This window comes from Legionella parisiensis (assembly GCF_001467945.1).
GTDB lineage: Bacteria > Pseudomonadota > Gammaproteobacteria > Legionellales > Legionellaceae > Legionella > Legionella parisiensis.
On sequence record NZ_LNYQ01000013.1, the window covers coordinates 2,438,859 to 2,461,825 of the forward strand.

The following is a 22,967-nucleotide window of genomic DNA, read 5'->3' on the forward strand; positions in this document are numbered from 1 at the left end:
TAATTACCAGTGGCCGTGATGGTGGCTACCAGAACCAAAAGATGTTACGGTTGCAAAAGGATGACCATGGTGATGTCCATCAGGGCATGATAACAAAGTTTCACTGGTTACTACTGATGATATGATAAGAGAGAGTAAATCATCATCACCACCAGCTTGCTCGATACCTTTAGTTATTTCATCAATTTTACTGGGCTCGAAATCCAGCTCTTTAAGTCGAGATGCGAGATCTCCTGGCTTAGAAAAAGCGAGTATACCAACTTCAGCTGCATGTCCTTTCAATAAAGATAAAAAGGATTCTTTTTTTTCTTGCAGGGCTGAAGATCTAGGCGATGTTTTTTTAATCAAATTATAGCGCTTAATAACATCATCAACGTATTGAGTTGCATCTTGGTTATCTCTAAGAGATTCCTTTTTACTCTTTTCAACCAATTCATCATATCGAGATACGAGATCACTCATTGTACCCAAGGCCTCTTTAAGCTCAGGATTTAATTTATTTAATGCTGGCATTTTGTCTCCTAGACTAGTTAAATTTCGGGCAAAATATATCATGCATAGACCAACCAATCAACTTTCTGGCTCCAATTTAATCAAGCACTAAGGTACTGATTTGACCATAAAAATTAAATACATACATATATTAAGAAAAAGGACTTTTAACTTCTTTTTACTTGTTATTGGAAGCAACTATTCGCTAGAATCAGAATACATTTCTCACTGCTCAGTTTTTTAATGATAGAATTTACCCTAATCCAAAAAATATGTATTTGGGCGATCCCCATTTTATTTGCCATTACCCTGCACGAAGCAGCTCACGCTTTCGTTGCATATCGCTGCGGCGATTCTACGGCAAAAATGTTAGGTCGACTAAGTTTGAATCCTCTTCGTCATGTGGATCCTATAGGTACTGTAGCTATACCTTTGTTGGTTGGTGTATTAACACAATTTAATTTTGTTTTTGGCTATGCAAAACCTGTCCCAATTAGCTGGAACCAATTTCGTCATCCTCGGCGCGATATGATCCTCGTAACTCTTGCCGGACCATTTGCAAATCTTCTCATGGCATTTTTATGGGCTGCTTGCGACAAAATCGCACTTATGCTCAATCCACGCACATCAATGGCTGTCCTTTTTCTTTATGCTACGTCCCAAGCAGGAGTATTTATTAATTTAATTTTGGCTGCATTAAATTTACTTCCTATTCCACCATTGGATGGCAGTCGGGTAGTCAGTAGCCTTTTACCTCCCAAACAAGCTATGGCTTATGCTAAGATAGAACCTTATGGTTTTTTTATTCTCATTCTTTTGGTGTTTACTGGGGTTTTAGGCATGATATTAACCCCGATAATTAATCTCGGACTCATCGCACTTAGTGCCATTTTTAAAATATGAAAGCCAGCAATTTAACCTCTCGATACATTCGACCGCTTTCCAAACTCGCTGATGAAGACAAAGCAATTTCCCACATTAGAGTTTGGAAACAGGTCTATTTTTGAAGGTTACACTTTGATGGAGTAAACATTGACTATGAATATACTTGCTGACTCCTCTCTGCCAGGATTAGAACAGGCTTTTCCTAAGCCCTTTCGCCTAACGCTATATCATCATCTCGATGAAATCACAGGATTACTTCCTGGACAAGATGTTCTTCTTTGCCGTGCTAATCTAAAAGTAAATCAACTTTTATTAAAAAATCATTGCTTGCGCTACGTTGCGACTGCGAGCAGCGGTACTGATCATCTTGATCGTCTCTGGCTCGAGTCTCAAAACATTCAAGTGATTGATGCAAAAGGATCCAATGCGCGAGCTGTTGCTGATTATGTCGTTGCCTGTCTTGCCTTTCTAGAACAACGACAACTTTTACGTGGAAATAAAGCAGGCATTATTGGACTGGGAAAAGTAGGAACTCAAGTTGCTGCGCGCTTGCAAGCCGCTGGTTTGGAAATTTTCACTTATGATCCCCTCAAAGCAGAATGTGAACCCACTTTCCATAGTTGCTCTCGTGAGGAATTGTATGCAATTGATCTGCTGTGTATTCATGCTGAATTACATAATAATCAACCCTATCCTAGTGCCAATTTGATTAATCAGGATTTCCTAGATCGATTAAAACCAGGCTGTGTCATTATTAATGCCGCTCGCGGTGGAATTGTCAATGAAAAAGCACTTCTCAATACATCAAAACCATTAATCTATTGCACCGATGTATATCTTAATGAACCCGATATCGACACCCGTATTATTAATCAATCCACAATATGCACTCCCCATATTGCAGGCCATAGTCTAGAGGCAAAATACGCGGCAGTTGCTATGGTAAGTTCCGCTTTACATCACATTGCTGATCTCGCTATACCTCAATTCGCAGCACCCGCTTTGCCACAGACTTTGAACTTACATAAAGGTCAATTATGGCATGACTTTATATTAAAAATTTATAACCCACTCGAAGAAACATTATCCTTAAAGCATGCTGTAGATAAAAAAGTGGCTTTCTTGAATTTACGTAAAAATCACCAAACGCGCCATGATTTTTCTCAGTACTCAACAGACCCAATTTTGAACTATAAAACTAAATTATTATTGGGCGTATAAGAAATAAAACAACTAAATAGTCTCCAATTGTTTACATAATCAATACGATTAAATCTAAAATTGTCCATTGTAAATCAGTAAAGCAAATGATACTCTTTTGCCGATTTTTACAAAAAAACAAAGGAGTATGTAAATGTCTTTAGGAGTCAAGTTATCTACTTTTACAGCAGCATTGGTTCTTGCTGGTTCAGCCTTAGCAAATAATACTTGTCCCGATTTGAGTGATCTGCAAGCGGAAGGAATTTCAGAAGTTCAGCAGATTGGTAATAACTATTTTATTGGTTTTTCTATCAGTCAATTCAACTCAGCTACCTGGGGTTTTGCTATTGGGCCAGTGAAAGCAGATACAGAAGATGATGCATTAGATGCCACAACTGGAATTTTAAATAATATGGCTACTCCTGGATTTCCTTTAGAACTAGATCATGACACATTGATTTGTTTGTATGACACAGGTAACCCTTATGTTTATTCTGTTGCTGTTAGAGATTACGCAATTAGCCCAATGAAATTAAAACAATATTTGCTGAAAGCTCATAAGTAAAAAATTGCTATTTACCTGGGTTCGATAAAAAAATCCCTACTTGGGATTCACTTGGAATGATTTGATTTAACAAGGAGTTATAATATGTCTTTAAATGCAAAATTTACCTCTTTTGCTGCTGCGTTGGTTCTTACTGGTTCTGCTTTTGCAGGTGAATCTGTTTGCCCTAAACTAAGCGATATCCAAGCTGTAGGAATTACTATGGCGTCACAGTTGGCTTATAATTATTATATCGGCTACTCGGTCAATAACTACAATACTTCATCTAGCTGGGGATTCGCTATAGGCCCGGTAGAAGCAGATTCTGAAGAAGAGACAATCGATATAGCCAATGATATTTTAGCTGACTTAACAGCACCGGGGATTCCTGAGTCAGGTAAAGATGATGAATTAGTGTGTATCTACGAGACAGGTGATCCGAATCTATTTGCAGTAGCAATCCAAGGCTATGAAGAAATATCACCTATGAAGTTCAAGCAATACATACATAAATAAACCTCATCTGGGATTGAAACACAGCCTAAACCCGGGAAATATTTTCTAGATAAATCCCGGGGATTCACCCAAGCCATAAATTTCTTAAGTTGCAGGTTTATGGAATCTATTTCTGGATTAATTTTTTTACTACATCCTGATCCGAAAAAGTATGCTTTATCGTGCCAATTTGTTGATAGGCCTCATGCCCTTTTCCTGCAATTAAAATAACATCATGTTCATCTGCTTCATTTAAAGCATAAGCAATTGCTTCTTCACGATTAACCAATTGAATAACATTCGATGAATTTGCAATGCCATGCGCAATTTCATCAACAATCATCTGCGGATCCTCTGTACGGGGATTATCGCTGGTAATAACGATTTGATCAGCAAGTGTACTGGCAACCTTCCCCATCACCGGTCTCTTGGTCTTATCCCTATCTCCACCGCAACCAAACACCACCCATAGCCGTCCTCTTTTTAATTGATTTAAGGTAGTTAAAGCATTCTCCAGAGCATCAGGAGTATGTGCATAATCAATAAGCACATAAGGAGCATTAGCAACAATTTCCATTCGCCCAGGAGCTGCTTTCAATTGGGTCATTACTTCGACGACCTGATCGGGTGCATAACCAGCAGCCAATAAACTACTGAATATGGCCAAGCTATTATAGATATTAAATTGACCTAGGGATTTTATTCGGAATTGATGCTGTCCCCAAGGAGAATGTACTTCAATTTCTGTGCCTTTTATATCCATAGTCCAATTTACAGCTTTCACATCACAATCTTGATGTATTCCATAAGTTAACTTTTTAACATGGGACTTAACGGCAGTAGCCATTATTTTTTGATACGCATCATCTTGATTAATAATTGCCCACTCCAACGATTCTTTGGCAAATAATAATGACTTGGCAATTGCATAATTTTCCATGTTGAGATGGTAATCCAGATGATCAAGAGTTAGATTGGTAAATATAGCTTGTTTAAACGCAACTTCATCTACTCGATGTTGTGCCAATGCATGAGAAGACACTTCCATGCATACTTGTCTCAAGCCTTGATTTTTGTAGTGATGTAATAGTTTTTGTAAACAAAGTGAGTCTGGGGTTGTATTGTCCAATAATTGGAGTTTATCTACATTGCCTTGACCAATAGTGCCTATGTATGCTGCTCCTTCCCCTAATAAATGATGAGCCTGTGCTAATTGATAAGCGATTGTTGTTTTACCATTAGTTCCAGTAACTCCAGTTACAGTTAAAAAACGGCAAGGATCGTCATAAAACTGTTTCGCAATTGGCGCAAGTTGTGTCGCTAAGTGAGGGACAGGAATACAAGAAACTGATTCGGGCAATACGCAATTCTTGGGAAAATGGATAGGATCATAGGCAACAGCAATTGCACCAGCAGAAACAGCCTTATTTATAAATAAACGACCATCAGATGCTGCTCCAGCATAAGCTATAAACAAATCTCCTGGTTGAACACGACGACTGTCATTTTCTATACCGGTAATAGTACAATCTGAATTAATCTGTGACATCCATGGTTTTAATAATCGTGAGAGTTTCATCACTTTGGTTCCTAATAGGTTTTATGTAGTCTGGATTTTACCCAAAACTACAGTTTAACTAAACTAAAAAACCTTTAAAGCTTATAGTCAAATTTATCCTACCAATTCATCAGTGGGTATATTAAACAATCGTAAAGCACCTGACATTACTTTAGCAAACAATGGAGCTGCAACTGCTGCGGCATAATAGCTTTTACGAGAAGGCTCATGAATGATAACGACTACAACAAATTTCGGTTTTGAAACGGGTGCAATTCCTATAAAACTTGCAGTATATTTTCTATCTTTGTAACCATCTTTCCCTGCTACACGTGCCGTTCCCGTTTTGCCCGCTACTCGATAACCAGGGACTCTTGCAGATTTTCCAGTACCGTCTTTACCTAATACAGCTTCCATCATAGATAAAACCTGTTGTGCTGTTTCAGATTTCATTACCTGCACGCCTGGCGTTGGTGGATCATTATGAAGTAACGTTACAGGAATCAATTTGCCCTGATTCGCAAAAACCATATTCGCTTTAGCTAATTGTAACGCGGTGACCGACAGGCCATAACCAAAACTCACTGTAGCCAGGACGAAAGGTTTTGCATCTTTAACGCTAACAATTCCTCCCTCACTTTCCCCAGGATAAGTGCTTTCAGTTCGTTGCCCAAAACCACAACGCTGCAACAATCCAATTAATTGCTCAGGGGGACTGGCTAAAACCATTTTTGTCACCCCAACGTTACTTGAGTGTTGTAATACACCAGTTACATCAAGGACGCCGTAATTATGAATATCGCGCACTGTACGCCCCTGAACACTCATCCAGCTTGGATTCGTATCAATAATCGTCGATGGTGTAAATAGTCCGGTTTCTAAAGCACTGGCGACACTAAATGTCTTAATGACCGAACCCGGTTCAAACGTATCTGTAACTGCTCGATTTCGATAACTATCTTTATCGTAACGTCCCCGTGAATTGGGATTATAGGAAGGAACATTAGCCATAGCTAAAATCTCACCGTTTTCTGTATCGACAACAACAACAGAACCCGATTTTGCAGCAAACTCCTCAACCGTTTTAGTGAGTTCACTGTAGGCCAAATATTGCAAACGTCGATCAATACTTAAGGTCATATCACGGCCTGGGCGAGGTTGTTTTATGACCCCTAATTCCTCTATAACTCTTCCTAAACGATCTTTAATTACCCTTTTCTTACCAACGACCCCCTTTAACCAATCTTGATAAGCAAGCTCAATTCCTTCCAAACCCTGATCATCTACATTAGTAAATCCGATCAACTGGGAAATACTATCTGAGTCAGGATAATAACGTTTGAATTCTTTTTGAAAGTTTACGCCTGGGATTTTTAATGCCTTTATTTTTTTAGCTAAAGGGGGAGGTAATTGTCTTTGTAAATAGAGAAATTCTAATTGTTTATTTTCTGCATCTACTATTTTTCTGCTTAGCTGCTTGGGAGTTAAATTTAGGTATTCTGCAAAGGACATAAATTGTTCTTTATCAGGTGAGAACTCTTTAGGATTCACCCAGACCGATTCCACAGGAGTACTAATTGCCAAAGGTGTGCCATTTCTATCCATGATCATTCCTCTATGCGCAGGAATGTCTACAACACGTAAACTACGAGCATTGCCTTGGCCTTGCAGAAATTGGCGATGGAGTACAGTGAGATCAACCATGCGCCAAACCAAAATGAATAATAGTAATAAAAAAAAAGTAGATACTACGATCAGTCTGTTTAAATGAGTTGAGTTTTTCATGGATATAATCCATCTGTAGCCAGGGTGGAGGCGCGTGCCATAACCCGGGTTATATTGCACAAAAACTCCCAGGTTATGGCCTTTGCCTCCACCTAGGCTACGTTACTAAAACTAAATGGCAATGGTACTCGTTTAAAACAAAAACTTCTACTGCTGTGCTTGTAGCCAATAAGTATTTTTAGAAGTTGGCAAAAGCATTTGTAATTTTTCAGTGGCCAACTCTTCTACTCGTGCCGGTGTAGCTAGGCTTGCTTGCTCAAGGAGTAACTGCCCCCATTGAAGCTGCAAATAATGTGTTAACTGTTCTTGCTGCTCGACCTTATTCAAAGTCACCCGATATGAATTGGTACTGTATATCACGGCCAAAGCACTGACTAATACGGCAACTAATAATATAATCAGCATGTATAATGATTTTGACATATGCATATCTGCCAGTTGACCATTAAATAAGGTACCTTGATTAATTACTCTTGCTGCAGCATTCATGCTAATTTCTCCCCTATTCTAAGTACAGCACTTCGAGATCTGACGTTCTCTTTTACTTCAACTTCTTGCGGCATAATTGCCTTACCTATTCTTTTAAAATTTGTCTTTAGCGCCTCATAACGAATGGGCACCTCCGGAGGCGGTTTAGCTCCCTCTTCTTTATCACGCATAAATTGTTTCACGATGCGATCCTCAAGGGAGTGAAAACTAATCACCGCCAATCTCCCTTTGGGAGCCAGAACATTAAGGCATTGCTCCAGACAACTCTTTAAATCGTTTAACTCTTGATTTATATAGATGCGTATTGCTTGAAACACTCGTGTTGCTGGATGTTTGTGTTTTTCCCATTTAGGATTTGCTTCCTTCACAATTTCAGCCAATTGCAATGTCGTGGAAATAGGCGCATTATTTCTGGCAGCAACGATTGCTTTGGCAATACGTCCTGCAAAACGTTCTTCTCCATACAGCTTGAAAACAGAAGCCATTTCTTCTGCTTCGGCTTCATTAACAAAACGCGCAGCACTCATGGGCTGAGATAAATCCATACGCATATCCAAAGGTCCTTGTTGCATAAAACTAAAACCTCTTTCCGGATTATCCAATTGTGGTGAAGACACCCCTAAATCCAACAAAATACCATCTACTTTTCCCAGTACACCCGCTTCAGTAGCAAATTTCTGAATTTGGGCAAATGAACCTTGAAATATATGAAACCGCTTATCTTGACTAAAATGATCTGTGGCATATGCAATTGCTTCTATATCTTTATCTATGGCATATAAACGACCTTGCTCATTTAAATGTCGCAAAATTTCTCTGCTATGCCCCCCACGGCCAAAAGTACCATCAAAATAGATACCTCCACTTTTAATGGCTAGACCTTCTATTGATTCATGAAGTAATACTGATTGATGCATTGCCATTTTTGTTTCCATTACAAAGAAAACGTTTTCATTTCATCAGGTAACCCACCAGTTCCTGAACTTTCCTCAGCCAACCATTGTTCACGCCGGGTTTCCCAAAGATCCTTACTCCAAACTTCAAATTTATTTCCTTGGCCTATCATCACTACATCTTTTTCCAATTGCGCATAATTTCTTAAAACCGTGGGTAATAACACCCGCCCATTTGCATCGACTTCAACATCAGTCGCATGACCAATCAATAAACGTTGTATTCTTCGTGCAGCAGCATTAAAACTGGGTAATTTTTGCAAATTATCTTCAATGATTTGCCATTGAGTCGCAGTATAGAGCAGCAAACATGTTTCCTCTGTATCAATAGTCACCACCAAAGGAGTTTTCTCTTCTGCACCCAGCGCGGCTCGATAACGCGTGGGGATAGCTAAGCGCCCTTTAGTATCAATGGTGATGGCATTTATTCCACGAAACATGGTTTTCCTTTATGTGGAAGTTTTTATCTTCCACAATTCTCCACTTTTTTATTATTTTACCCCACTTTTATACACTATAGAAACACATTTCTCCATGCGTCAAGATAAAAACCCACTTTTTGGATAATTTATTTAGGGTTTAGAAAGCGCGCGACCAATAAGAGAGCTATTTGTGATAATTATTGACACTATATGAAATTAGCAAAAGAGTTTAATTCAACACAATGAAGTAATTCGTTTACTTGGGTTTCAATTCGTAGAAGATGAGATTATTAAATAAAAATATCTTAAAAAAATTCAAAAGTGTTTCAAGGCCGCATGTTGAAAAAGGAAAATTTTTACCAATGTGAATCAATTTTCACATTATGTAGAATATTGTTAATTTTATTTTTTTGATGTAAAATAAAACAACTATCACAGATAATAAACATTTTGTAATGCAGTGGAGACCAAAATGAAAGCAAGACAAGAAAATTTAAAGCAGCAAATTCAAGAGGTAAAACGGTCTCTCGCTCAGGATAAAGCACCTTCTCAGAAAAGCGGCTTGACTTCTGTATTTCTGGAATCAACACAAATGCTTCACATAAGACACGCCGCTGAACATATTAAGAGACAATCGAATTGGTCTGACAAGCAAGAGGGATATAACAAACACCTTTTAGACGAATTTGCTAAGCATAAAAAAAGATTCACCGATTCTGCCCAAAAAATGATAAGCGAAGGATCTGAAAAAGAGAACAAAAAAGAATTTGAAACAGCAACAAAACAATATCAAGAAGCTTTAAACATTCTTCTAGACTGTCAACTGCATTTGACTGAGAAACTTGGCGAAAAAAGACGATTAAAAGATAAAAATACTGATGAACGAATCCAATTTTTAGAAAAACAATATGAGACTGCCCAAGAGGAAGTTGAATCATTTAAAAAGAAGATAGAAGAGGTTTCCTTAACATTAGTAGAAAGGCACGTGACAAGTCCTGCAAAGGGAGAAGTGCTCACCCTTGAAAAAGTCATACCACAGATAAAGAGTCAATATAAACAAGCATATGATAAAGCCTATGGTGAAAGTGGACATGGAATAAGTAGTTTTTGGCGATGGGTTAAAGACTTGTTTCAAAAGAGCGATAGGGCTCAAGAAATTAACTTTTTAAATGCCGTCTCAACTCATCACGGGTGTAATGAATTAATTCGAGCGCAAGCTATAGGTTTGGTTCATGCTAAAATTCAATCCGAAACGTTCGGCTCAGGAAGTGCACTTGGTAAAATCTTAGGGAACTTATCAGAAGGATCAGTTCAATCTAAGAATGAAAAGGGGGATCTAAAGGATTTTATTAATGCTAACGAGGATCTACAAAATGCTATGCCAGCAGGACTCCAAAAGTATTTTGCAAAGCATGAAGACGAGTATACAGTGAGTAAATTTTTTACAACAATAAAGTAGTTTCAAGCACCTGCAATTACCCTTTTTAAGAGTAATTGCAGGTTTTTTTAATCAATTATTCAGCAAAGCTGCCAATCTTATCCCTTGCAAAACCAAATCAGGAACAAGGTGATCATACACTTCCTGTTTTTCAAATAAGGAAGCAAATCCACCTGTTGCTAAAACTAAAGCTTTTTCAGCATCAAAAGCCTCTTGATGCAAGCGTTGAATCAATTCGCGGCAAGCACCAATAGCACCATAATAAACACCCGACTGAATACTTTCTATTGTTGAACGTCCGACTGAGTTTTCAATTTTTATGATTTCTACAGCAGGTAATTTCGCTGTATTTTTTGATAAAGCATCAACTGAAAGCCTAACCCCAGGTAAAATAGCGCCTCCCATATATACTTTCTGAGCACTAATAACACAAAAAGTAGTTGCAGTACCAAAATCAATAATAATCACGTTTTGGTTTGGGTAGATATGTGTTGCAGCAATTGCGTTTGCAATTCGGTCAGCACCTACTTCTATAGGATTACGATATTTAATATTCAGACCCGTTTTAACTCCAGCCTGTAACAGAAAAGGCTCTAAAGAAAAATATTTAACACAGGCTGCACGCAATGAATAATCAATTTGAGGGACGACAGAACAAATACCAATCTGTTTAATTGCTTCAGGAGAACAATTATTTTCTCGCAAAACACTTTTCAAAAAGATACCTAACTCATCAGATGTACTTATTTGAGATGTATGACGAAAACGAAGTTTGATCTCTTCTCCATCAAAAACTCCTCCATAGATATGAGAATTTCCAACATCAATACATAGAATCATATATCATGCATCCGGTTTAAAAAAACATGATAGTAAATTGCGATGTACATATTAGCAAGTTGTTCATTAGAAAAAATGAAATCGCGAATTAAAAATTTTTTGATGAAAAAGAAAGGATTTTGATTTTAGATCCCAAATAGAACTCTCTAATTGCAACATCCCCATTGTAGATGAGTTATTGTTGTTGGAAATTAAGTTGTTTTTGCTTTTCGTCTCGTGACTCTGTGTGCTGTGTTGATGAAATTAAAAAGCTTAAATCGGATAGCCTCTCACTTCGTTTTAAAATAATCCTTAAAGGTTCGGAATTATATAACGCAACTTTCTCCTCTTTCGATATAATCAGCATACCATTTTTAACTTCCTCAAGAGCATCCTCAAGTAAGGGTAGTACTTTATCCATATTAGAAAATTTGTCGAGCACGCATCTTAAGTCACCATAAGGACATTCCTCCATTTGAGCAATTATTGTCAGATGCTGGAAAAATTTTAAAGCTTCACGATGATTTTGAGTCTCAATTATTGCTGACAAACGGCTATCGAGTATGTCCATCTCAATAGCTCCTTCTTTTAATTCTTGCAATCTCTTACTCGCATTTATTCCAAATAGTTCTCTCATCGTTTTTAAAGTAGAGTCCTCGTTATTCATAGTGCTTTTAGGTCCTTCTGCAAATGTAGATGTCTCTTTATCCATAGGATTTTCCTCTGTCAATGAATCATCTGGATTAAGTGAAGGCTCAAGAGATTCCTCATTTTCATTTGTTTTGGAATTCCATAACCCCAGTTTTTTCAGTTGAGAGCTAACTACTGGAGCGAGCAGGGAAACAGCAACCCGACCTACGACATAAAGAACACCTAATCCTGCACTACCTGCAACAATACCAAGACCAACAGGAGGAAAAAACAAACTCAGAGACAAACCGATGATAGCAACGGAAGTAAGAGCAGCGGTGACTCCCCTATCCACAAATGCACCTGTTCCTAAACCTTTAAGTGTTTGCTCATGATTCAACTTATCATTATAAAGCTTCTGTAACTTGACTCTTTCAATCTCATATTCGATGTTTAAGTCTTCAATTTCTTTGCAAATAGCCATGGCGTTTTTCTCATAATCCTCATCACTTTTCTTAAGATTTTTTAATTTTAAGCCTAGCAACCGGGCATTTTCGCGCTTTAGCTCTAAAATATCCTCTTGGGGTTTTATCTTTTCATTAGTTTCTTGTAGTGATTTTTTAATTTTATAACGGTTGTAAATCATATTTCCTATGGAGACCAAACTAAGTACCAAACTTAAACTGGCCATAGCCAAGGCAATTGGAGGCGCTGCTGCGGGAACCAAAATAGCGGTTAAAGTCAAACCCAACAATAATGCGGAATAAGCCCAACGTGCATTATTGGAAAGGGTAAAAGGTGGGGGTTCTCCTGCAATAAGTGAAAAGAAATAAATCAAAGGAATACGAACAAAATTGACTGCTGCAATACCTAGGCCGGCATAGTGAAAACCAGTGCTTGCTCCTTGCAACGCTTGAGACGTATTCCCCAGGCTTTTGATTAGCGCGGTAGTTGCAGTGCCAGAACCACCTAAACTTTGTAAGAAACCAGAAAGTAATGGAATCTTATTTATCAGTAATCTAAGTATAAATTTTTTTTGCTCTGGAGGTTGAGGAATAATCTTCATCGTTGACATTGTTTCCGCAAGATTCTCTGCTTCAAGAATCTTTTCCATCAAGTCCTCTGGTATTTTTTCTCTACTCATTTGATTACTTATGTCTTGTTTCTTTTAAATATAGCTCAAATATCACTGCCTCGTTGCCTAAACGTCTCATTAATTTCCGGCTAATCTGTAACAGTTCATTCAACCTAGACAAAAAAAACACTACTCGCTTGGTTTAGAGTAGTCATCGTTAAATAGATTACTTAGAAAAAAAGCCCTGCAATGCAGGGCTGTAGTGGAGAGTATCCTATTTATTAACGCCAACTTCCCATCAAAATTTCTTTCGATGCCTTGTTTAGTAAGGTTTAACAATTACTGTAGTGCCAATATCAGCAAAATCTTCGTTTAACCATTTTGCTGCACTGGGTAAAACACGGATACAGCCATGGCTTGCATTATAATTCGGTACTTCATACGCCGCATGAATGGAGTAACCTCCATGGAAGTGCATACAATATGGCATTTTTGCTCCACCATTTGTTTCTAAGGGATAAATACTGGAAGTACACTCCTCACCTTTTTTAGAATAAATGCGGAATGTTCCAGTCACTGTACGACACGGTTTGCCTGCATCTTCACAAAAATCCTTACCTCCGGAAGCACTACCGGTATTTACCCTATTACCTTCTTTATCGTAAGCCGCCCACGCTGTTGCTTTAGGGTCAAATACAATGACTTTTTTCCCGGTCGCCGGTCGTTTTTCAGGGAAGGCATGGGTACCCCTGTGGTCAGATTTCATACTCATCGTGTAATGTGTGTAGCCCGCATCATCAACTATAGGGACTGATCTATCCATGGAAGCACAGGATGTTGCTAAAGCACACACTGGGACTAACGCTAGATATTTTTTCACTTTATTTTCTCCCTCTTTTTTTCTATTTATCGGGAGATTTAAAAATAGGTTTAGGTTTTTTTATAATTTTTTTTTACACTGTGTATTTTTTATGAGCTTAAAGATTATTTAATGATTCCTTTTTTGGTTGTTTTGGGAGCATATATTGAATGACATTCATTAACTGTTCATCAGTGCATTCAAAACATCCTCCCCGAGGTGGCATTGCATTTAAACCCTCATCAGTATGTTTAAAGAGCACATCCATTCCCTGTTTTAAACGTATTTTCCAATCTGCTTTTTCACCAATTCTAGGAGCGCCTATTGGAATTAATGGTTTATTTGCGTGGCAATTGACGCAAAAATGATTGTAAATTTGTTCACCTTCATCTTTGGCGCCACTAATTGATTGCAAAAATTCTTGGGGATGATGGCTTTCTGCATGAACCGGTAATTGAAACATCAATAAAGTTACTACATAAACAATGAAATGAACCATAATTTAATACTCTCCTGAAAATTGGCATAATATTTGCAGTTTGCAACAAGACATTTAAAAAGGAATTATTGGTGAAAAAGTGCATACTAAGTGTTTTACTATTTTTTGCAAGTACAGGACTGCATGCTGAAGCGATGCAGCCGCCTGAAATACTAACGTACAAAATAGAGCAACATATACGTAATGAGCTTTCTTCATATAAAGAAGGAGTAATTCGCGTTAAAGCAGATAAAATTGATTCCCGGTTAAATCTCAAAGCATGTGCTGAAGAGCAATTGGTTGTTTTTAATCCCTATCAGTCTCCTATTTTAAACACCAGTACTATGGGAATAAAATGCCAAGAAAATGACAATCATTGGTCTTTATACGTTCCTGTTAAAATAACTGTATTAAAATCGATCTACGTAACAAAACGTGCTCTTATTAAAGGAACTCGACTCTCCAATGATGATATTTATCGAACAGAAATGGATGTACAAAGATTAAATCACGGCTATTTTACTAAAAAGGATTTATTAATAGGGCAAATATGCAAACAAAATATTCCCCCGAATAGTCCGCTTAATCCGAATAATATAGAAGCAGCGAAATTGATTAATAAAGGAGAACATGTTTCTATTGTTGCTGGTGATAGCAATTTAACTGTAAGTATGGATGGTATTGCATTGGAAGAAGGCTCACTTGGTGAAACCATTAAAGTACGCAATCTTTCTTCCAAAAAAATTATTGAAGCTCAGATTACTGACTCAAAGAAAGTGAATGTTATTATTTAATAATAAAGATTACTTTCAGTAACTTGAGCCAAAATCGCCTGCTTTTTGAATGCTGAAACATAGCTTAATCGAGTCGATGAGTTTCAACACGAAAAAATCAGCACTGCTTAGCCAAGATAATAGAAATGCAAACCCACCCATTTAATTAAAATTTACTAAAGATTTTTACAAAATAGCCGATACATTTAGAAGTCGAACGTGATTGAGGATAAATTATGTTTAATCAAATCAGTGATGCAGTTTCTGTAAAAACTCCAGATACAGACAGTCGTTTAAAAATGAAACATCAAGAAAAAATCCAAAGTTTGATTGAGGATCCCTCATCACATGTCAACATTAGTGATACTTCCAAACAGTTAGAAGCTATAAAAAACTCTCTTAAGGAAGTTGCTGAAATCAATGACGCTCGAGTTTTATATTTTAAATCTGAAATAGCACTTGGAAACTATCAGATTGATAGTGATAAAATTGCCATGAAAATATTAAATGTAGAACCTGCATAAATTCTAAGGGCAATAACTATGGATCATAAAATACAAACATTGAGCGACCATTTGAAACAAGAAATTAATTGGATAGAATCACTCAATTCTTTGCTGGCTGAGGAAAAGGAAATTCTAACGTCCCGTGAATTTAACAAGCTTGAAGAATTTGCGAATAAAAAACAGGAATTATCGAATAATTTAGAAGAAAGTGCCAAACAACGCTTGCAACTCATTGACTATACGAATCCCAATCAAGATATGAACCTCGTTTTAACTGAGTTTCTTAAAGAATGCACTGTTGAGGAAACACAACAAATCAATCAATTAAATACTAAGCTTGCAGAACTACTCACATGCTGTCGTGAATTAAATGCAGTAAATGGGCAAATAATAGCCAACAACCTTTATGTCCGTCAAGAAATTGTCAATACTCTGTCAGGAAATCAAGCAAATGCGGTTAGTGTTTATACTTCCAATGGAAATATTCAATCACCAAAAGACACTACACATCACCAAGAAGCCTAAAAAAATTGAGCAAAACTCTCTCTGGGTTGCAATGAAACTGCAACCCAGCAAAAATAGACCAATTTTTTTCTCAATAAAATATCAATATAAAAACCTTATTGGCTTTATTTAATACATAGCAATTGAAAATATGTATAATAAGTTAATTTTTTTCTTTGTGAATTCTATGAAATTTTTTTCAAAAAAATACGATCGAGCTACTGTAATTGAATTTTATTCTGATAAAACATCGCAAAATGATAGTGCCATTAAGGAAAATGCTAAAAATCTGTTAGGAATTCATTTTAAAGAAGAAAATCGATTAATATATTCTACCACCCTTAATTATTTTCCTGATCTGAGCCAATTAACGTCACAATCCCATTTGCTTCTAGTTGGTCATGGTACAAAAGGGACATATAAGTTTTCCGATTGCGATGCAGACATGTTGGTAGAACGACTAGTAGAAGATTGTTCATTACAGGCAGTTAAACGACTCACCCTTGTCGCATGCCATCTTGGTGAAACCAAGGCATTTATTGAAGAGCTGCAATTAAAACTGGCTAAAGAGAATATTTATACTGAAATAGCCGCCTATAAATCCTATTTGGTCATTGATAGTTCGGGACATCGCTGGATTGATTTGGGTGATGAATATGGACTAGTTAATGCAGGAAAACAAAAAATTGTTTTGGGTTGGGAAAATGCTGCTGGGAGCCCCTCCCCCAAGCAAATTGTAGTGGTTGATACCAATGAAATTAATGCTTATTATGCAGACAACCAGGGAGGTGATATGGATGACGAGGCCAACATGGAGGAGCTCTTTCGCTTTGGGTAAGCAGGTGCGCACTACCTCAACAAATTGTCTTTACAGCAAGCGTAAACCAGGTTTTTCAGCCCAGATCTCTTTGAGCACGAAACAAACTGTTTTGCAAGCAAACAGCTACCATCTGCAGGCTGGCGCCGAGATTGTGAAGCCAGTACAGTATGAGTTTGCTTCTTTATACCAAAGCTACGCGCTACGACTCCATTAAAAACCGAGATTTACTTCATGCGAAGAGCACCATCCAAACGGATCACTTCACCATTCATCATTCCATTTTCAATAATATGTGCAACTAATGAAGCAAATTCATCGGGTTTACCAAAGCGTTTGGGGAAAGTCATGGTTGCCACTAAATTATCTTGTACTTCTTGTGGCATATTTAATAACATGGGTGTCGCTATTAATCCTGGGGCAATGGTATTTACGCGAATGGCGAACTGAGCGAGCTCTCGCGCAGCAGGTAAAGTCATTGCCACAACCCCACCTTTGGAAGCACTATATGCAGCTTGACCAATTTGTCCTTCAAATGCGGCAATAGAGGCAGTGTTAACAATAACACCACGTTCCTGGGAATTACTTTCTAAATCCAAGAGGGTCATTGCATGTGCTGCAACTCTCATTACATTGAAAGTACCAATAAGATTAACATCAATTACTTGTTTAAATGCAGCCAAAGGCATTGCCCCCTCTTTCCCAACAATACGCTTTGCGGGAGCAATTCCGGCGCAATTCACACAAACTCTCGGTGTTCCTAATTGTTCTATTGTTTGTTGCATCGCCTTTTCAACTGATTCATCACTGGTTACATCACAACTGATAAATAAATCGGCTTCGCTTTGGCCATCTTCTTCTTTATCCCACACTACAACTCGCATTCCTCGCTTCTGTAAGTATTGAACACTTGCTTTGCCCATACCTGAGGCACCACCTGTAATCAAGGCGATTTGATTCGTAAAATTCACTATGTCTCTCCATAATTATAGATATTGTAGCAATCCAGGGGCTTTTTTTATTCACTAGCTTGAGACAAAACGGTAGGATTTTTGGGCACCGAAGAGCAGCATAAATGCTGTATGTGAGCATCGGAGTGCACAAAAATTAGTTCAGTCTGGCCAAAGTAGTAGAAATAAAAGCAAACCCTAAAAAAACTCCTTACTCAATTGTTTAAACTCAGAAGTCCCTGCCTTCCTTATCCATTCGAAAAATACCATTTCTGTGGTAACCAAATGAATCCCTGCATGTTTCATTCGTTTCAATCCATATTTCATATTTTGTTCACCACGGCAACTCACTGCATCGGCAACAACAAAAACATCATATCCTGCATCTTTCATTTCTAGAGCGGTTTGTAAGACACAAACATGTGTTTCAATACCAATAAGAATTAATTGTTTTTTATGAAATTGCTTTAAGCGCTCCGCATATTTAGGCTCGCTCATGCAAGAAAAATTTACTTTATCAACAACACATTCTTGTTGATTAAAATAGGATTGAAACTGTTTCAAAGTTGTTCCAAGACCTTGTGGATATTGTTCACTCACTAGAATGGGCACATTAATGCGTTTGGCTAATTTTAAAAGCCATTCACAACGCGTGATAAATGCTTCACTATCTAGTACGGCTGGTGTTAATTTTTCTTGCACATCAACCAATAATAAGAGTGAATCCTCTTTATTAAGTAACATCCTTATTCTCCTTGGCGAATCATTTGAAAGATCTTGAATTTAAAGCTCACTCTGTTCCATTTCGCTTGAGTCAAAATGACTTGATTTTCGAATACCGAAGCGCCGCATACATAGAATATGTGTAGCAATGAAGCGCAGAAAATCAGGTCAGTTTGGCTAAGAGAGTAGAAACAAAAACAGACCTTAATACCTGGGTGAGATGAATCACAAACCAAGCTGTAAGTACATCAGCGGATGAATTCCTAGTAAATCACTAAACACCAGCGATATCAATTGTTTTCATTTTAACATCCATCTGCTTGTTATTTCGCTGAATAGATACAATGACTTGCTCCCCAACTTTTATATCAGTAAGCATATTGTATAAAACATCATAGTTAGGAACTGCATGTCCATTCAATGCTACAATAATATCACCTAACTCGATATGTCCCCAAGCATCTCGGTGAGTACCTCGCAAATGAGCCTTAGCTGCAGGTGTATTGCGAATCACATCTGCGATTAATATTCCTTTGCGTATACCTAATCGCTGAGCAATACTCGGCGGAACACTTTGAATACCAATACCGGACAATACGACTCGCCCATTTTTAATAATTTGCGTCACGATACGATCAATATCATCTGCTGGGACAGCGAAACCAATTCCTGCAGACGAACCTGATTGGGAATAAATCATCGTATTCATACCAATTAACTGTCCAGCACTATTCAATAATGGACCGCCTGAATTGCCCGGATTAATTGGCGTATCTGTTTGAATCATATTACGAATGGTAACCCCGCCAATCCCTGGAACCTTTCTGCCCAAAGCAGAAATCACACCTTTAGATAAACTATGATCCAGTCCAAAAGGATTACCAATTGCAATTGCCTTTTGCCCTACCATGAGGTCATTAAGATGTACTATTTCAAACGGTTTGAATTCTTTTAACAGCGCTAAAGCTTGTGGTGATTCAATCTTTAATACAGCGATATCCTTACGTGGTTCTGCTCCGACTATCTTAACAGGAACAGTCAACTTGCCTAAAGTAATTGCCAATTTATCAGCGCCCTTAATCACGTGAAAATTGGTAACTATATACCCATTATTATTCCAGACAACTCCAGAACCAGCCCCGTCGGGTACTTGCCTTTTCTGTAATGATTTGTTGGTTACTGTTGCTAGTCTGTGAACATAAACTACCTTGGGGGATGCGTCATGAAAAACTTGTACAGTATTTTGCTCATCAGGAAGAAGGGAATTTACACTTGTACTATGTCCTGGTAAAGCCAGAATGGAGCATAGCATAAAAGTAATAAACCATAAAAAACGTTGTCTTGCCATCAATATATCTCCACCAATTAGGACCATAAGCGTGCATTTCTCCAAATGCACACGAATTGTAATATATAATGACAAAAATGTCACCAAATGATTCAGAAGAGTAATTTTCAAGCAAGTGTCAATGAGTGAGTTTTCTCTTGCTCTTTTTCTTCTTGATGAACATCATCATGCTGGCCATCTTGGCGTACTTTATTTTGTGGCTTAGCCTCCTTATGCACTAGATCTTCTTGTTTCTCAGGCACTGGATCATTGATTTCATGCTGTATTTTATCTACGTTCGCTCGTGCTACATTCTCTACTCGCGTTTGCACCAACGAAATTCCAGGAGTTACTGATACTCCAAAATATTGCATCAAAAATTGTATTGGCATCATAAGCATGTCTTTAAAAGTCATCGTTGATGCTTCCATACTTTTCACAGCTACAATTTCTGTATCATCGATATGGCGCAAATATACTTTTTCCAAGAGAGCGGAATGCTGTTTGTACACACTATCCAAACTGGCATTTCGTGACTTTTCCTGATTCAAAAGATATCTTTGAAAATCAGTATGCGCATCCCATAGAGAAGCTCTTCTTTCCTGTAGTTCTTTGAGTTCACTATCATAGAATGCTATCTTATGATCAATTTCTTCTCTTAATCGATCACACGCAGTTTTCCGCTCAGATGAAACTGTCCCACTAACTATTGAGTCTGACTCTTTAACAATAACTTTGGCATAACGCTCAACCAACTCTGTTTTTTTATTTAAAATCTCTTCAATTTTAGTATCTATATATCTGATAGCATCTTTATTAGCACCTAGCACTTGATAATGGGAATCAAAGCGCTTCTCATTTTGCATTTGTGCGCGGATTTGCTCCAGTTCCATTACTTCTTGAGTCAATGCCCTGCTTTGTGCCTGATCATTTAACTGCTTGTCTCGACTTAACAGGATTTGTCTTATAAACGCCGCCAAAATAACAACAGTTCCCAATCCTGCAGTGCAAATAAGTGCTATACTGACTGGCTCCATGTCAACTCCTTTAATTGGACAAATGAATCAATTGAGTATGAATTTCAATAGCAAAATACTGACTAAATGTTTGAAGCGAATCAATCAATGGCCATTGATCGGGCTGACCTGACATACGACTCATCGCTTCTGCAAAAATGGAAATGTAGTTCTCTTTGATATAGGGTTTTATCTCAGTCAAATTAGAAAAATTTTTCACCAAAGCAGTAGCGTTTTCTTCCAGGTGAGATAACTCTATTTTTTCAATAACTCCGTCCAAATTATCTTGGTCTTCCATGGTTTTTTTAATCCAGTTGAGTAAAGCCACGCGAGGCTTAATGAACAGTAATTGATGACTTGTTTCTATTGAGGGCTCCATTAAAACAATGTGGTTGTGCAATTCAAATTTAAAGCAACAAAGAAAATCAAGAAAATTAGTTTCAATTTCATTGCGTGCTTTATCACCCAACCAACGACAAATTTCATGACGAAACATTGTTGAAAAATGCTTTTCTATTTCATCCAGAGTTGCATCATCTGAGTTTTGCTTCTGCAATACATATGCGGTGTTATCAATTTGTAATAATCTAAGATCAGGTAACTTTGCTTCAGGTAATTGCGAAGCAAGAAATGATAAAAAAACAGCTGTAGGTTTTAATACCACAATTTCATGTTGGTGGTCGTGCATCGATCTCTCCTTAGATTTGACCTAAATCACTCACCAACAAATTACAGCATGCACCTAAGCATTGAACCTGCAAGCATTCTAAAGATCTTTTTTGCTCAGTGGCATTCAATTCGTGGGAGCTGTTTATGTTTCTACTATCTTGGCCAACTGTCCATTCGATTCAAGCTAGAGAAATAAAAACTGACCCCATTTTAAAATTAAAAAAATCTTAAAAAAACTCACATCGTCAATGCATTTAGTGAATTCGCTACAATCCTTTAGCAAATGATTCAGCTGATTTGACTCATCCTGAGTACAACAAGTGCCCCTATTTAAAACGATAGACTATATATCGACACTTAGCGAGTCATCTTTAATTTTTTCATCAAATAGCTGAAGATCACGAGCTATTTTTATCATCTAACTTATAATGTTTTTATTAACTCATTGAAATTTAAATATTTTTTATGTATCGCCACGCCATATCTAAGCAATTGCTTATTCCAGAAAGAATGGTACTCAAGTATTAAATCAAGGGCCAATTAAGAACATGGTGTTTATTTTTAATACCAATTGAAATACAATAAATCTTTATTTAGGATTATCGAAGTCATTATTATGCAAAACAAATTAGAAACATCGCCTCAAATTGAAGAAACGCAGAAAAAACGAATTCAACTTTTATCCAAAGTTCAACAACTTCCGACTAAGGAATTAAACGAATGCTTCGCATTTTGGTTAGGAAATGATCCCATTAAAAAAGGAGATCTGGAATCCTATAAAACAGATAAGCCTTTTGTTTTTGTAGGAACCTCTATTTTTGGTGCCGTTGCTTTGGCTTGTGATCTAGGGGAAAAAGTAAGTTGTATTCCGCAAGTAATTATTGTTGACTTAAGTCCACAAGTTGCAAACAGTTGGGATTTAATTAAAACATATTTTGGTTCAAGTACTGAAACTTCTCCAACATCATTTGTTAATGGCTTTATTCAATTTTTAAAGGAAAAAAACATACACCAATTTTCTATGGATATTTATGATGATGAATCATTTCAACAATTGCGTCACTTACTTATGGATCTAATGGAAAAATATGGTTTTACACGTGTTAAAGAGATGACCAATGATGCAATTATTCTAAAACAAAGCTGGGCACATAAAGAAACGTTCCAACAAATTCGCGAAGTCTATGCTGATTTAAATATTTATGCTTATCCTTCTAATATTATTCATAGTATTGGCGATTTGAAAACTCAAAAGGATGTTGCACAGTGTGTTGAAATTCTAAAGCCCGTTTTGTCAATTCAAACAAATTTGGATAATGGCGAACCCCAAAAAGTTCATTTAATTGAAAATAACACTACATTATCAATTATGAGAGCTTTAGGCCCAGGCCCTTTTCTTAAGGAAGAGGAACAATTACAATTTAATAATGAGTTTTATACTACTGATTCAAGTTCATTCTTTTATCAACCCGCTAAGAAACAAGAAACAAAAAGCCCTCATCAACTCACTGTACAAGATATAATTTAAAGAGACTAATACAATACTCAAGTGAAACCACG

Annotated in this window: 25 protein-coding genes; 10 read left to right on the plus strand and 15 right to left on the minus strand. The window is 37.3% G+C overall.

Going from position 1 to position 22,967, the window contains the following annotated elements:
• Positions 1 to 3: 3 nt before the first annotated feature.
• A complete protein-coding gene (locus tag Lpar_RS16885; RefSeq protein WP_058518932.1) occupies positions 4 to 513 on the minus strand; it encodes a hypothetical protein in 510 nt (169 codons plus the stop codon).
• A gap of 222 nt (positions 514 to 735) precedes the next feature.
• Here Lpar_RS16885 and Lpar_RS16890 point away from each other — a divergent pair, with 222 nt between their 5' ends.
• The 4 genes from Lpar_RS16890 to Lpar_RS16905 all read left to right on the plus strand — a co-directional run bounded on the left by Lpar_RS16890 (position 736) and on the right by Lpar_RS16905 (position 3,637).
• On the plus strand, positions 736 to 1,395 hold the full coding sequence (locus Lpar_RS16890) for a site-2 protease family protein (protein WP_058518933.1): 660 nt from the start codon (positions 736 to 738) through the stop codon (positions 1,393 to 1,395).
• Positions 1,396 to 1,530: 135 nt separating this feature from the next.
• Entirely contained in the window at positions 1,531 to 2,598 is a 1,068-nt protein-coding gene (locus tag Lpar_RS16895; RefSeq protein ID WP_058518934.1) for a 4-phosphoerythronate dehydrogenase, read from the plus strand.
• Positions 2,599 to 2,731: 133 nt separating this feature from the next.
• Positions 2,732 to 3,142: a DUF4949 domain-containing protein gene (locus Lpar_RS16900; protein ID WP_058518935.1), complete on the plus strand. Its 411-nt coding sequence runs from the start codon at positions 2,732 to 2,734 to the stop codon at positions 3,140 to 3,142.
• A gap of 84 nt (positions 3,143 to 3,226) precedes the next feature.
• The gene (locus tag Lpar_RS16905) at positions 3,227 to 3,637 is read left to right on the plus strand and encodes a DUF4949 domain-containing protein (RefSeq protein ID WP_058518936.1); all 411 of its coding nucleotides are present in this window, start codon (positions 3,227 to 3,229) and stop codon (positions 3,635 to 3,637) included.
• A gap of 106 nt (positions 3,638 to 3,743) precedes the next feature.
• On the opposite strand, the gene Lpar_RS16910 is transcribed toward Lpar_RS16905, so the two are convergent.
• From Lpar_RS16910 to mraZ, 5 genes are all read right to left on the minus strand, one after another.
• The gene (locus Lpar_RS16910) at positions 3,744 to 5,195 is read right to left on the minus strand and encodes a UDP-N-acetylmuramoyl-L-alanyl-D-glutamate--2,6-diaminopimelate ligase (RefSeq protein WP_058518937.1); all 1,452 of its coding nucleotides are present in this window, start codon (positions 5,193 to 5,195) and stop codon (positions 3,744 to 3,746) included.
• Positions 5,196 to 5,288: 93 nt separating this feature from the next.
• On the minus strand, positions 5,289 to 6,959 hold the full coding sequence (locus Lpar_RS16915; RefSeq protein WP_058518938.1) for a peptidoglycan D,D-transpeptidase FtsI family protein: 1,671 nt from the start codon (positions 6,957 to 6,959) through the stop codon (positions 5,289 to 5,291).
• A gap of 147 nt (positions 6,960 to 7,106) precedes the next feature.
• Positions 7,107 to 7,448: a cell division protein FtsL gene (gene ftsL, locus Lpar_RS16920; protein ID WP_019233725.1), complete on the minus strand. Its 342-nt coding sequence runs from the start codon at positions 7,446 to 7,448 to the stop codon at positions 7,107 to 7,109.
• Positions 7,445 to 8,371, minus strand: a complete 927-nt coding sequence (rsmH, locus tag Lpar_RS16925; RefSeq protein ID WP_058519312.1) for a 16S rRNA (cytosine(1402)-N(4))-methyltransferase RsmH — start codon at positions 8,369 to 8,371, stop codon at positions 7,445 to 7,447. The genes ftsL and rsmH overlap by 4 nt, the downstream gene beginning before the upstream one ends.
• A gap of 11 nt (positions 8,372 to 8,382) precedes the next feature.
• Entirely contained in the window at positions 8,383 to 8,841 is a 459-nt protein-coding gene (mraZ, locus tag Lpar_RS16930; RefSeq protein WP_058518939.1) for a division/cell wall cluster transcriptional repressor MraZ, read from the minus strand.
• Between the two features lie 454 nt (positions 8,842 to 9,295).
• Here mraZ and Lpar_RS16935 point away from each other — a divergent pair, with 454 nt between their 5' ends.
• Positions 9,296 to 10,282, plus strand: coding sequence for a hypothetical protein (locus Lpar_RS16935; protein ID WP_058518940.1), 987 nt, complete (start codon positions 9,296 to 9,298; stop codon positions 10,280 to 10,282).
• Between the two features lie 51 nt (positions 10,283 to 10,333).
• Here the strand turns inward: Lpar_RS16935 and Lpar_RS16940 are convergent, their stop codons facing one another.
• The 4 genes from Lpar_RS16940 to Lpar_RS16955 form a co-directional block, all read right to left on the minus strand.
• Positions 10,334 to 11,101 carry a type III pantothenate kinase gene (locus Lpar_RS16940; RefSeq protein ID WP_058518941.1) on the minus strand — a complete coding sequence of 256 codons (768 nt, stop codon included), beginning with the start codon at positions 11,099 to 11,101 and terminating at the stop codon, positions 10,334 to 10,336.
• Between the two features lie 175 nt (positions 11,102 to 11,276).
• Positions 11,277 to 12,854, minus strand: a complete 1,578-nt coding sequence (locus tag Lpar_RS16945) for a hypothetical protein (RefSeq protein ID WP_133133922.1) — start codon at positions 12,852 to 12,854, stop codon at positions 11,277 to 11,279.
• Between the two features lie 253 nt (positions 12,855 to 13,107).
• On the minus strand, positions 13,108 to 13,665 hold the full coding sequence (locus tag Lpar_RS16950; protein ID WP_058518943.1) for a L,D-transpeptidase: 558 nt from the start codon (positions 13,663 to 13,665) through the stop codon (positions 13,108 to 13,110).
• Positions 13,666 to 13,762: 97 nt separating this feature from the next.
• Positions 13,763 to 14,143, minus strand: coding sequence for a c-type cytochrome (locus tag Lpar_RS16955; protein ID WP_420324265.1), 381 nt, complete (start codon positions 14,141 to 14,143; stop codon positions 13,763 to 13,765).
• Between the two features lie 71 nt (positions 14,144 to 14,214).
• On the opposite strand from Lpar_RS16955, the gene flgA reads away from it, so the two are divergent.
• The 4 genes from flgA to Lpar_RS16975 all read left to right on the plus strand — a co-directional run bounded on the left by flgA (position 14,215) and on the right by Lpar_RS16975 (position 16,743).
• Positions 14,215 to 14,916 (plus strand): flagellar basal body P-ring formation chaperone FlgA, encoded by a 702-nt coding sequence (gene flgA, locus Lpar_RS16960; RefSeq protein ID WP_058518945.1) that lies wholly within the window; start codon positions 14,215 to 14,217, stop codon positions 14,914 to 14,916.
• Positions 14,917 to 15,131: 215 nt separating this feature from the next.
• The gene (flgM, locus tag Lpar_RS16965) at positions 15,132 to 15,419 is read left to right on the plus strand and encodes a flagellar biosynthesis anti-sigma factor FlgM (protein WP_058518946.1); all 288 of its coding nucleotides are present in this window, start codon (positions 15,132 to 15,134) and stop codon (positions 15,417 to 15,419) included.
• An 18-nt stretch (positions 15,420 to 15,437) separates the two neighbouring features.
• A complete protein-coding gene (locus Lpar_RS16970) occupies positions 15,438 to 15,926 on the plus strand; it encodes a flagella synthesis protein FlgN (protein ID WP_058518947.1) in 489 nt (162 codons plus the stop codon).
• A 166-nt stretch (positions 15,927 to 16,092) separates the two neighbouring features.
• Positions 16,093 to 16,743, plus strand: a complete 651-nt coding sequence (locus Lpar_RS16975; RefSeq protein ID WP_082650440.1) for a C80 family cysteine peptidase — start codon at positions 16,093 to 16,095, stop codon at positions 16,741 to 16,743.
• Positions 16,744 to 16,949: 206 nt separating this feature from the next.
• Here Lpar_RS16975 and Lpar_RS16985 read toward each other — a convergent pair whose 3' ends face one another.
• From Lpar_RS16985 to Lpar_RS17005, 5 genes are all read right to left on the minus strand, one after another.
• Complete coding sequence (locus tag Lpar_RS16985; protein WP_058518950.1) at positions 16,950 to 17,693, minus strand: SDR family NAD(P)-dependent oxidoreductase; 744 nt, start codon at positions 17,691 to 17,693, stop codon at positions 16,950 to 16,952.
• A gap of 177 nt (positions 17,694 to 17,870) precedes the next feature.
• Positions 17,871 to 18,416, minus strand: coding sequence for a hydrolase (locus Lpar_RS16990; protein WP_058518951.1), 546 nt, complete (start codon positions 18,414 to 18,416; stop codon positions 17,871 to 17,873).
• Between the two features lie 253 nt (positions 18,417 to 18,669).
• A complete protein-coding gene (locus tag Lpar_RS16995) occupies positions 18,670 to 19,743 on the minus strand; it encodes a S1C family serine protease (protein WP_058519313.1) in 1,074 nt (357 codons plus the stop codon).
• A 107-nt stretch (positions 19,744 to 19,850) separates the two neighbouring features.
• Complete coding sequence (locus Lpar_RS17000) at positions 19,851 to 20,759, minus strand: hypothetical protein (protein ID WP_058518952.1); 909 nt, start codon at positions 20,757 to 20,759, stop codon at positions 19,851 to 19,853.
• Between the two features lie 10 nt (positions 20,760 to 20,769).
• Complete coding sequence (locus Lpar_RS17005; protein WP_058518953.1) at positions 20,770 to 21,426, minus strand: hypothetical protein; 657 nt, start codon at positions 21,424 to 21,426, stop codon at positions 20,770 to 20,772.
• Positions 21,427 to 22,023: 597 nt separating this feature from the next.
• Between Lpar_RS17005 and Lpar_RS17010 the strand changes: the two genes are divergently transcribed.
• On the plus strand, positions 22,024 to 22,935 hold the full coding sequence (locus Lpar_RS17010; protein WP_058518954.1) for a hypothetical protein: 912 nt from the start codon (positions 22,024 to 22,026) through the stop codon (positions 22,933 to 22,935).
• Positions 22,936 to 22,967: the final 32 nt, after the last annotated feature.

Excerpts from the sequence above, each read along its gene's own strand:
- Lpar_RS16885 (WP_058518932.1), bottom strand. The coding sequence starts at position 513 with ATGCCAGCATTAAATAAATTAAATCCTGAGCTTAAAGAGGCCTTGGGT.
- Lpar_RS16890 (WP_058518933.1), top strand. The coding sequence starts at position 736 with ATGATAGAATTTACCCTAATCCAAAAAATATGTATTTGGGCGATCCCC.
- Lpar_RS16895 (WP_058518934.1), top strand. The coding sequence starts at position 1,531 with ATGAATATACTTGCTGACTCCTCTCTGCCAGGATTAGAACAGGCTTTT.
- Lpar_RS16900 (WP_058518935.1), top strand. The coding sequence starts at position 2,732 with ATGTCTTTAGGAGTCAAGTTATCTACTTTTACAGCAGCATTGGTTCTT.
- Lpar_RS16905 (WP_058518936.1), top strand. The coding sequence starts at position 3,227 with ATGTCTTTAAATGCAAAATTTACCTCTTTTGCTGCTGCGTTGGTTCTT.
- Lpar_RS16910 (WP_058518937.1), bottom strand. The coding sequence starts at position 5,195 with ATGAAACTCTCACGATTATTAAAACCATGGATGTCACAGATTAATTCA.
- Lpar_RS16915 (WP_058518938.1), bottom strand. The coding sequence starts at position 6,959 with ATGAAAAACTCAACTCATTTAAACAGACTGATCGTAGTATCTACTTTT.
- ftsL (WP_019233725.1), bottom strand. The coding sequence starts at position 7,448 with ATGAATGCTGCAGCAAGAGTAATTAATCAAGGTACCTTATTTAATGGT.
- rsmH (WP_058519312.1), bottom strand. The coding sequence starts at position 8,371 with ATGGCAATGCATCAATCAGTATTACTTCATGAATCAATAGAAGGTCTA.
- mraZ (WP_058518939.1), bottom strand. The coding sequence starts at position 8,841 with ATGTTTCGTGGAATAAATGCCATCACCATTGATACTAAAGGGCGCTTA.
- Lpar_RS16935 (WP_058518940.1), top strand. The coding sequence starts at position 9,296 with ATGAAAGCAAGACAAGAAAATTTAAAGCAGCAAATTCAAGAGGTAAAA.
- Lpar_RS16940 (WP_058518941.1), bottom strand. The coding sequence starts at position 11,101 with ATGATTCTATGTATTGATGTTGGAAATTCTCATATCTATGGAGGAGTT.
- Lpar_RS16945 (WP_133133922.1), bottom strand. The coding sequence starts at position 12,854 with ATGAGTAGAGAAAAAATACCAGAGGACTTGATGGAAAAGATTCTTGAA.
- Lpar_RS16955 (WP_420324265.1), bottom strand. The coding sequence starts at position 14,143 with ATGGTTCATTTCATTGTTTATGTAGTAACTTTATTGATGTTTCAATTA.
- flgM (WP_058518946.1), top strand. The coding sequence starts at position 15,132 with ATGTTTAATCAAATCAGTGATGCAGTTTCTGTAAAAACTCCAGATACA.
- Lpar_RS16970 (WP_058518947.1), top strand. The coding sequence starts at position 15,438 with ATGGATCATAAAATACAAACATTGAGCGACCATTTGAAACAAGAAATT.
- Lpar_RS16975 (WP_082650440.1), top strand. The coding sequence starts at position 16,093 with ATGAAATTTTTTTCAAAAAAATACGATCGAGCTACTGTAATTGAATTT.
- Lpar_RS16990 (WP_058518951.1), bottom strand. The coding sequence starts at position 18,416 with ATGTTACTTAATAAAGAGGATTCACTCTTATTATTGGTTGATGTGCAA.
- Lpar_RS16995 (WP_058519313.1), bottom strand. The coding sequence starts at position 19,743 with ATGGCAAGACAACGTTTTTTATGGTTTATTACTTTTATGCTATGCTCC.
- Lpar_RS17000 (WP_058518952.1), bottom strand. The coding sequence starts at position 20,759 with ATGGAGCCAGTCAGTATAGCACTTATTTGCACTGCAGGATTGGGAACT.
- Lpar_RS17005 (WP_058518953.1), bottom strand. The coding sequence starts at position 21,426 with ATGCACGACCACCAACATGAAATTGTGGTATTAAAACCTACAGCTGTT.
- Lpar_RS17010 (WP_058518954.1), top strand. The coding sequence starts at position 22,024 with ATGCAAAACAAATTAGAAACATCGCCTCAAATTGAAGAAACGCAGAAA.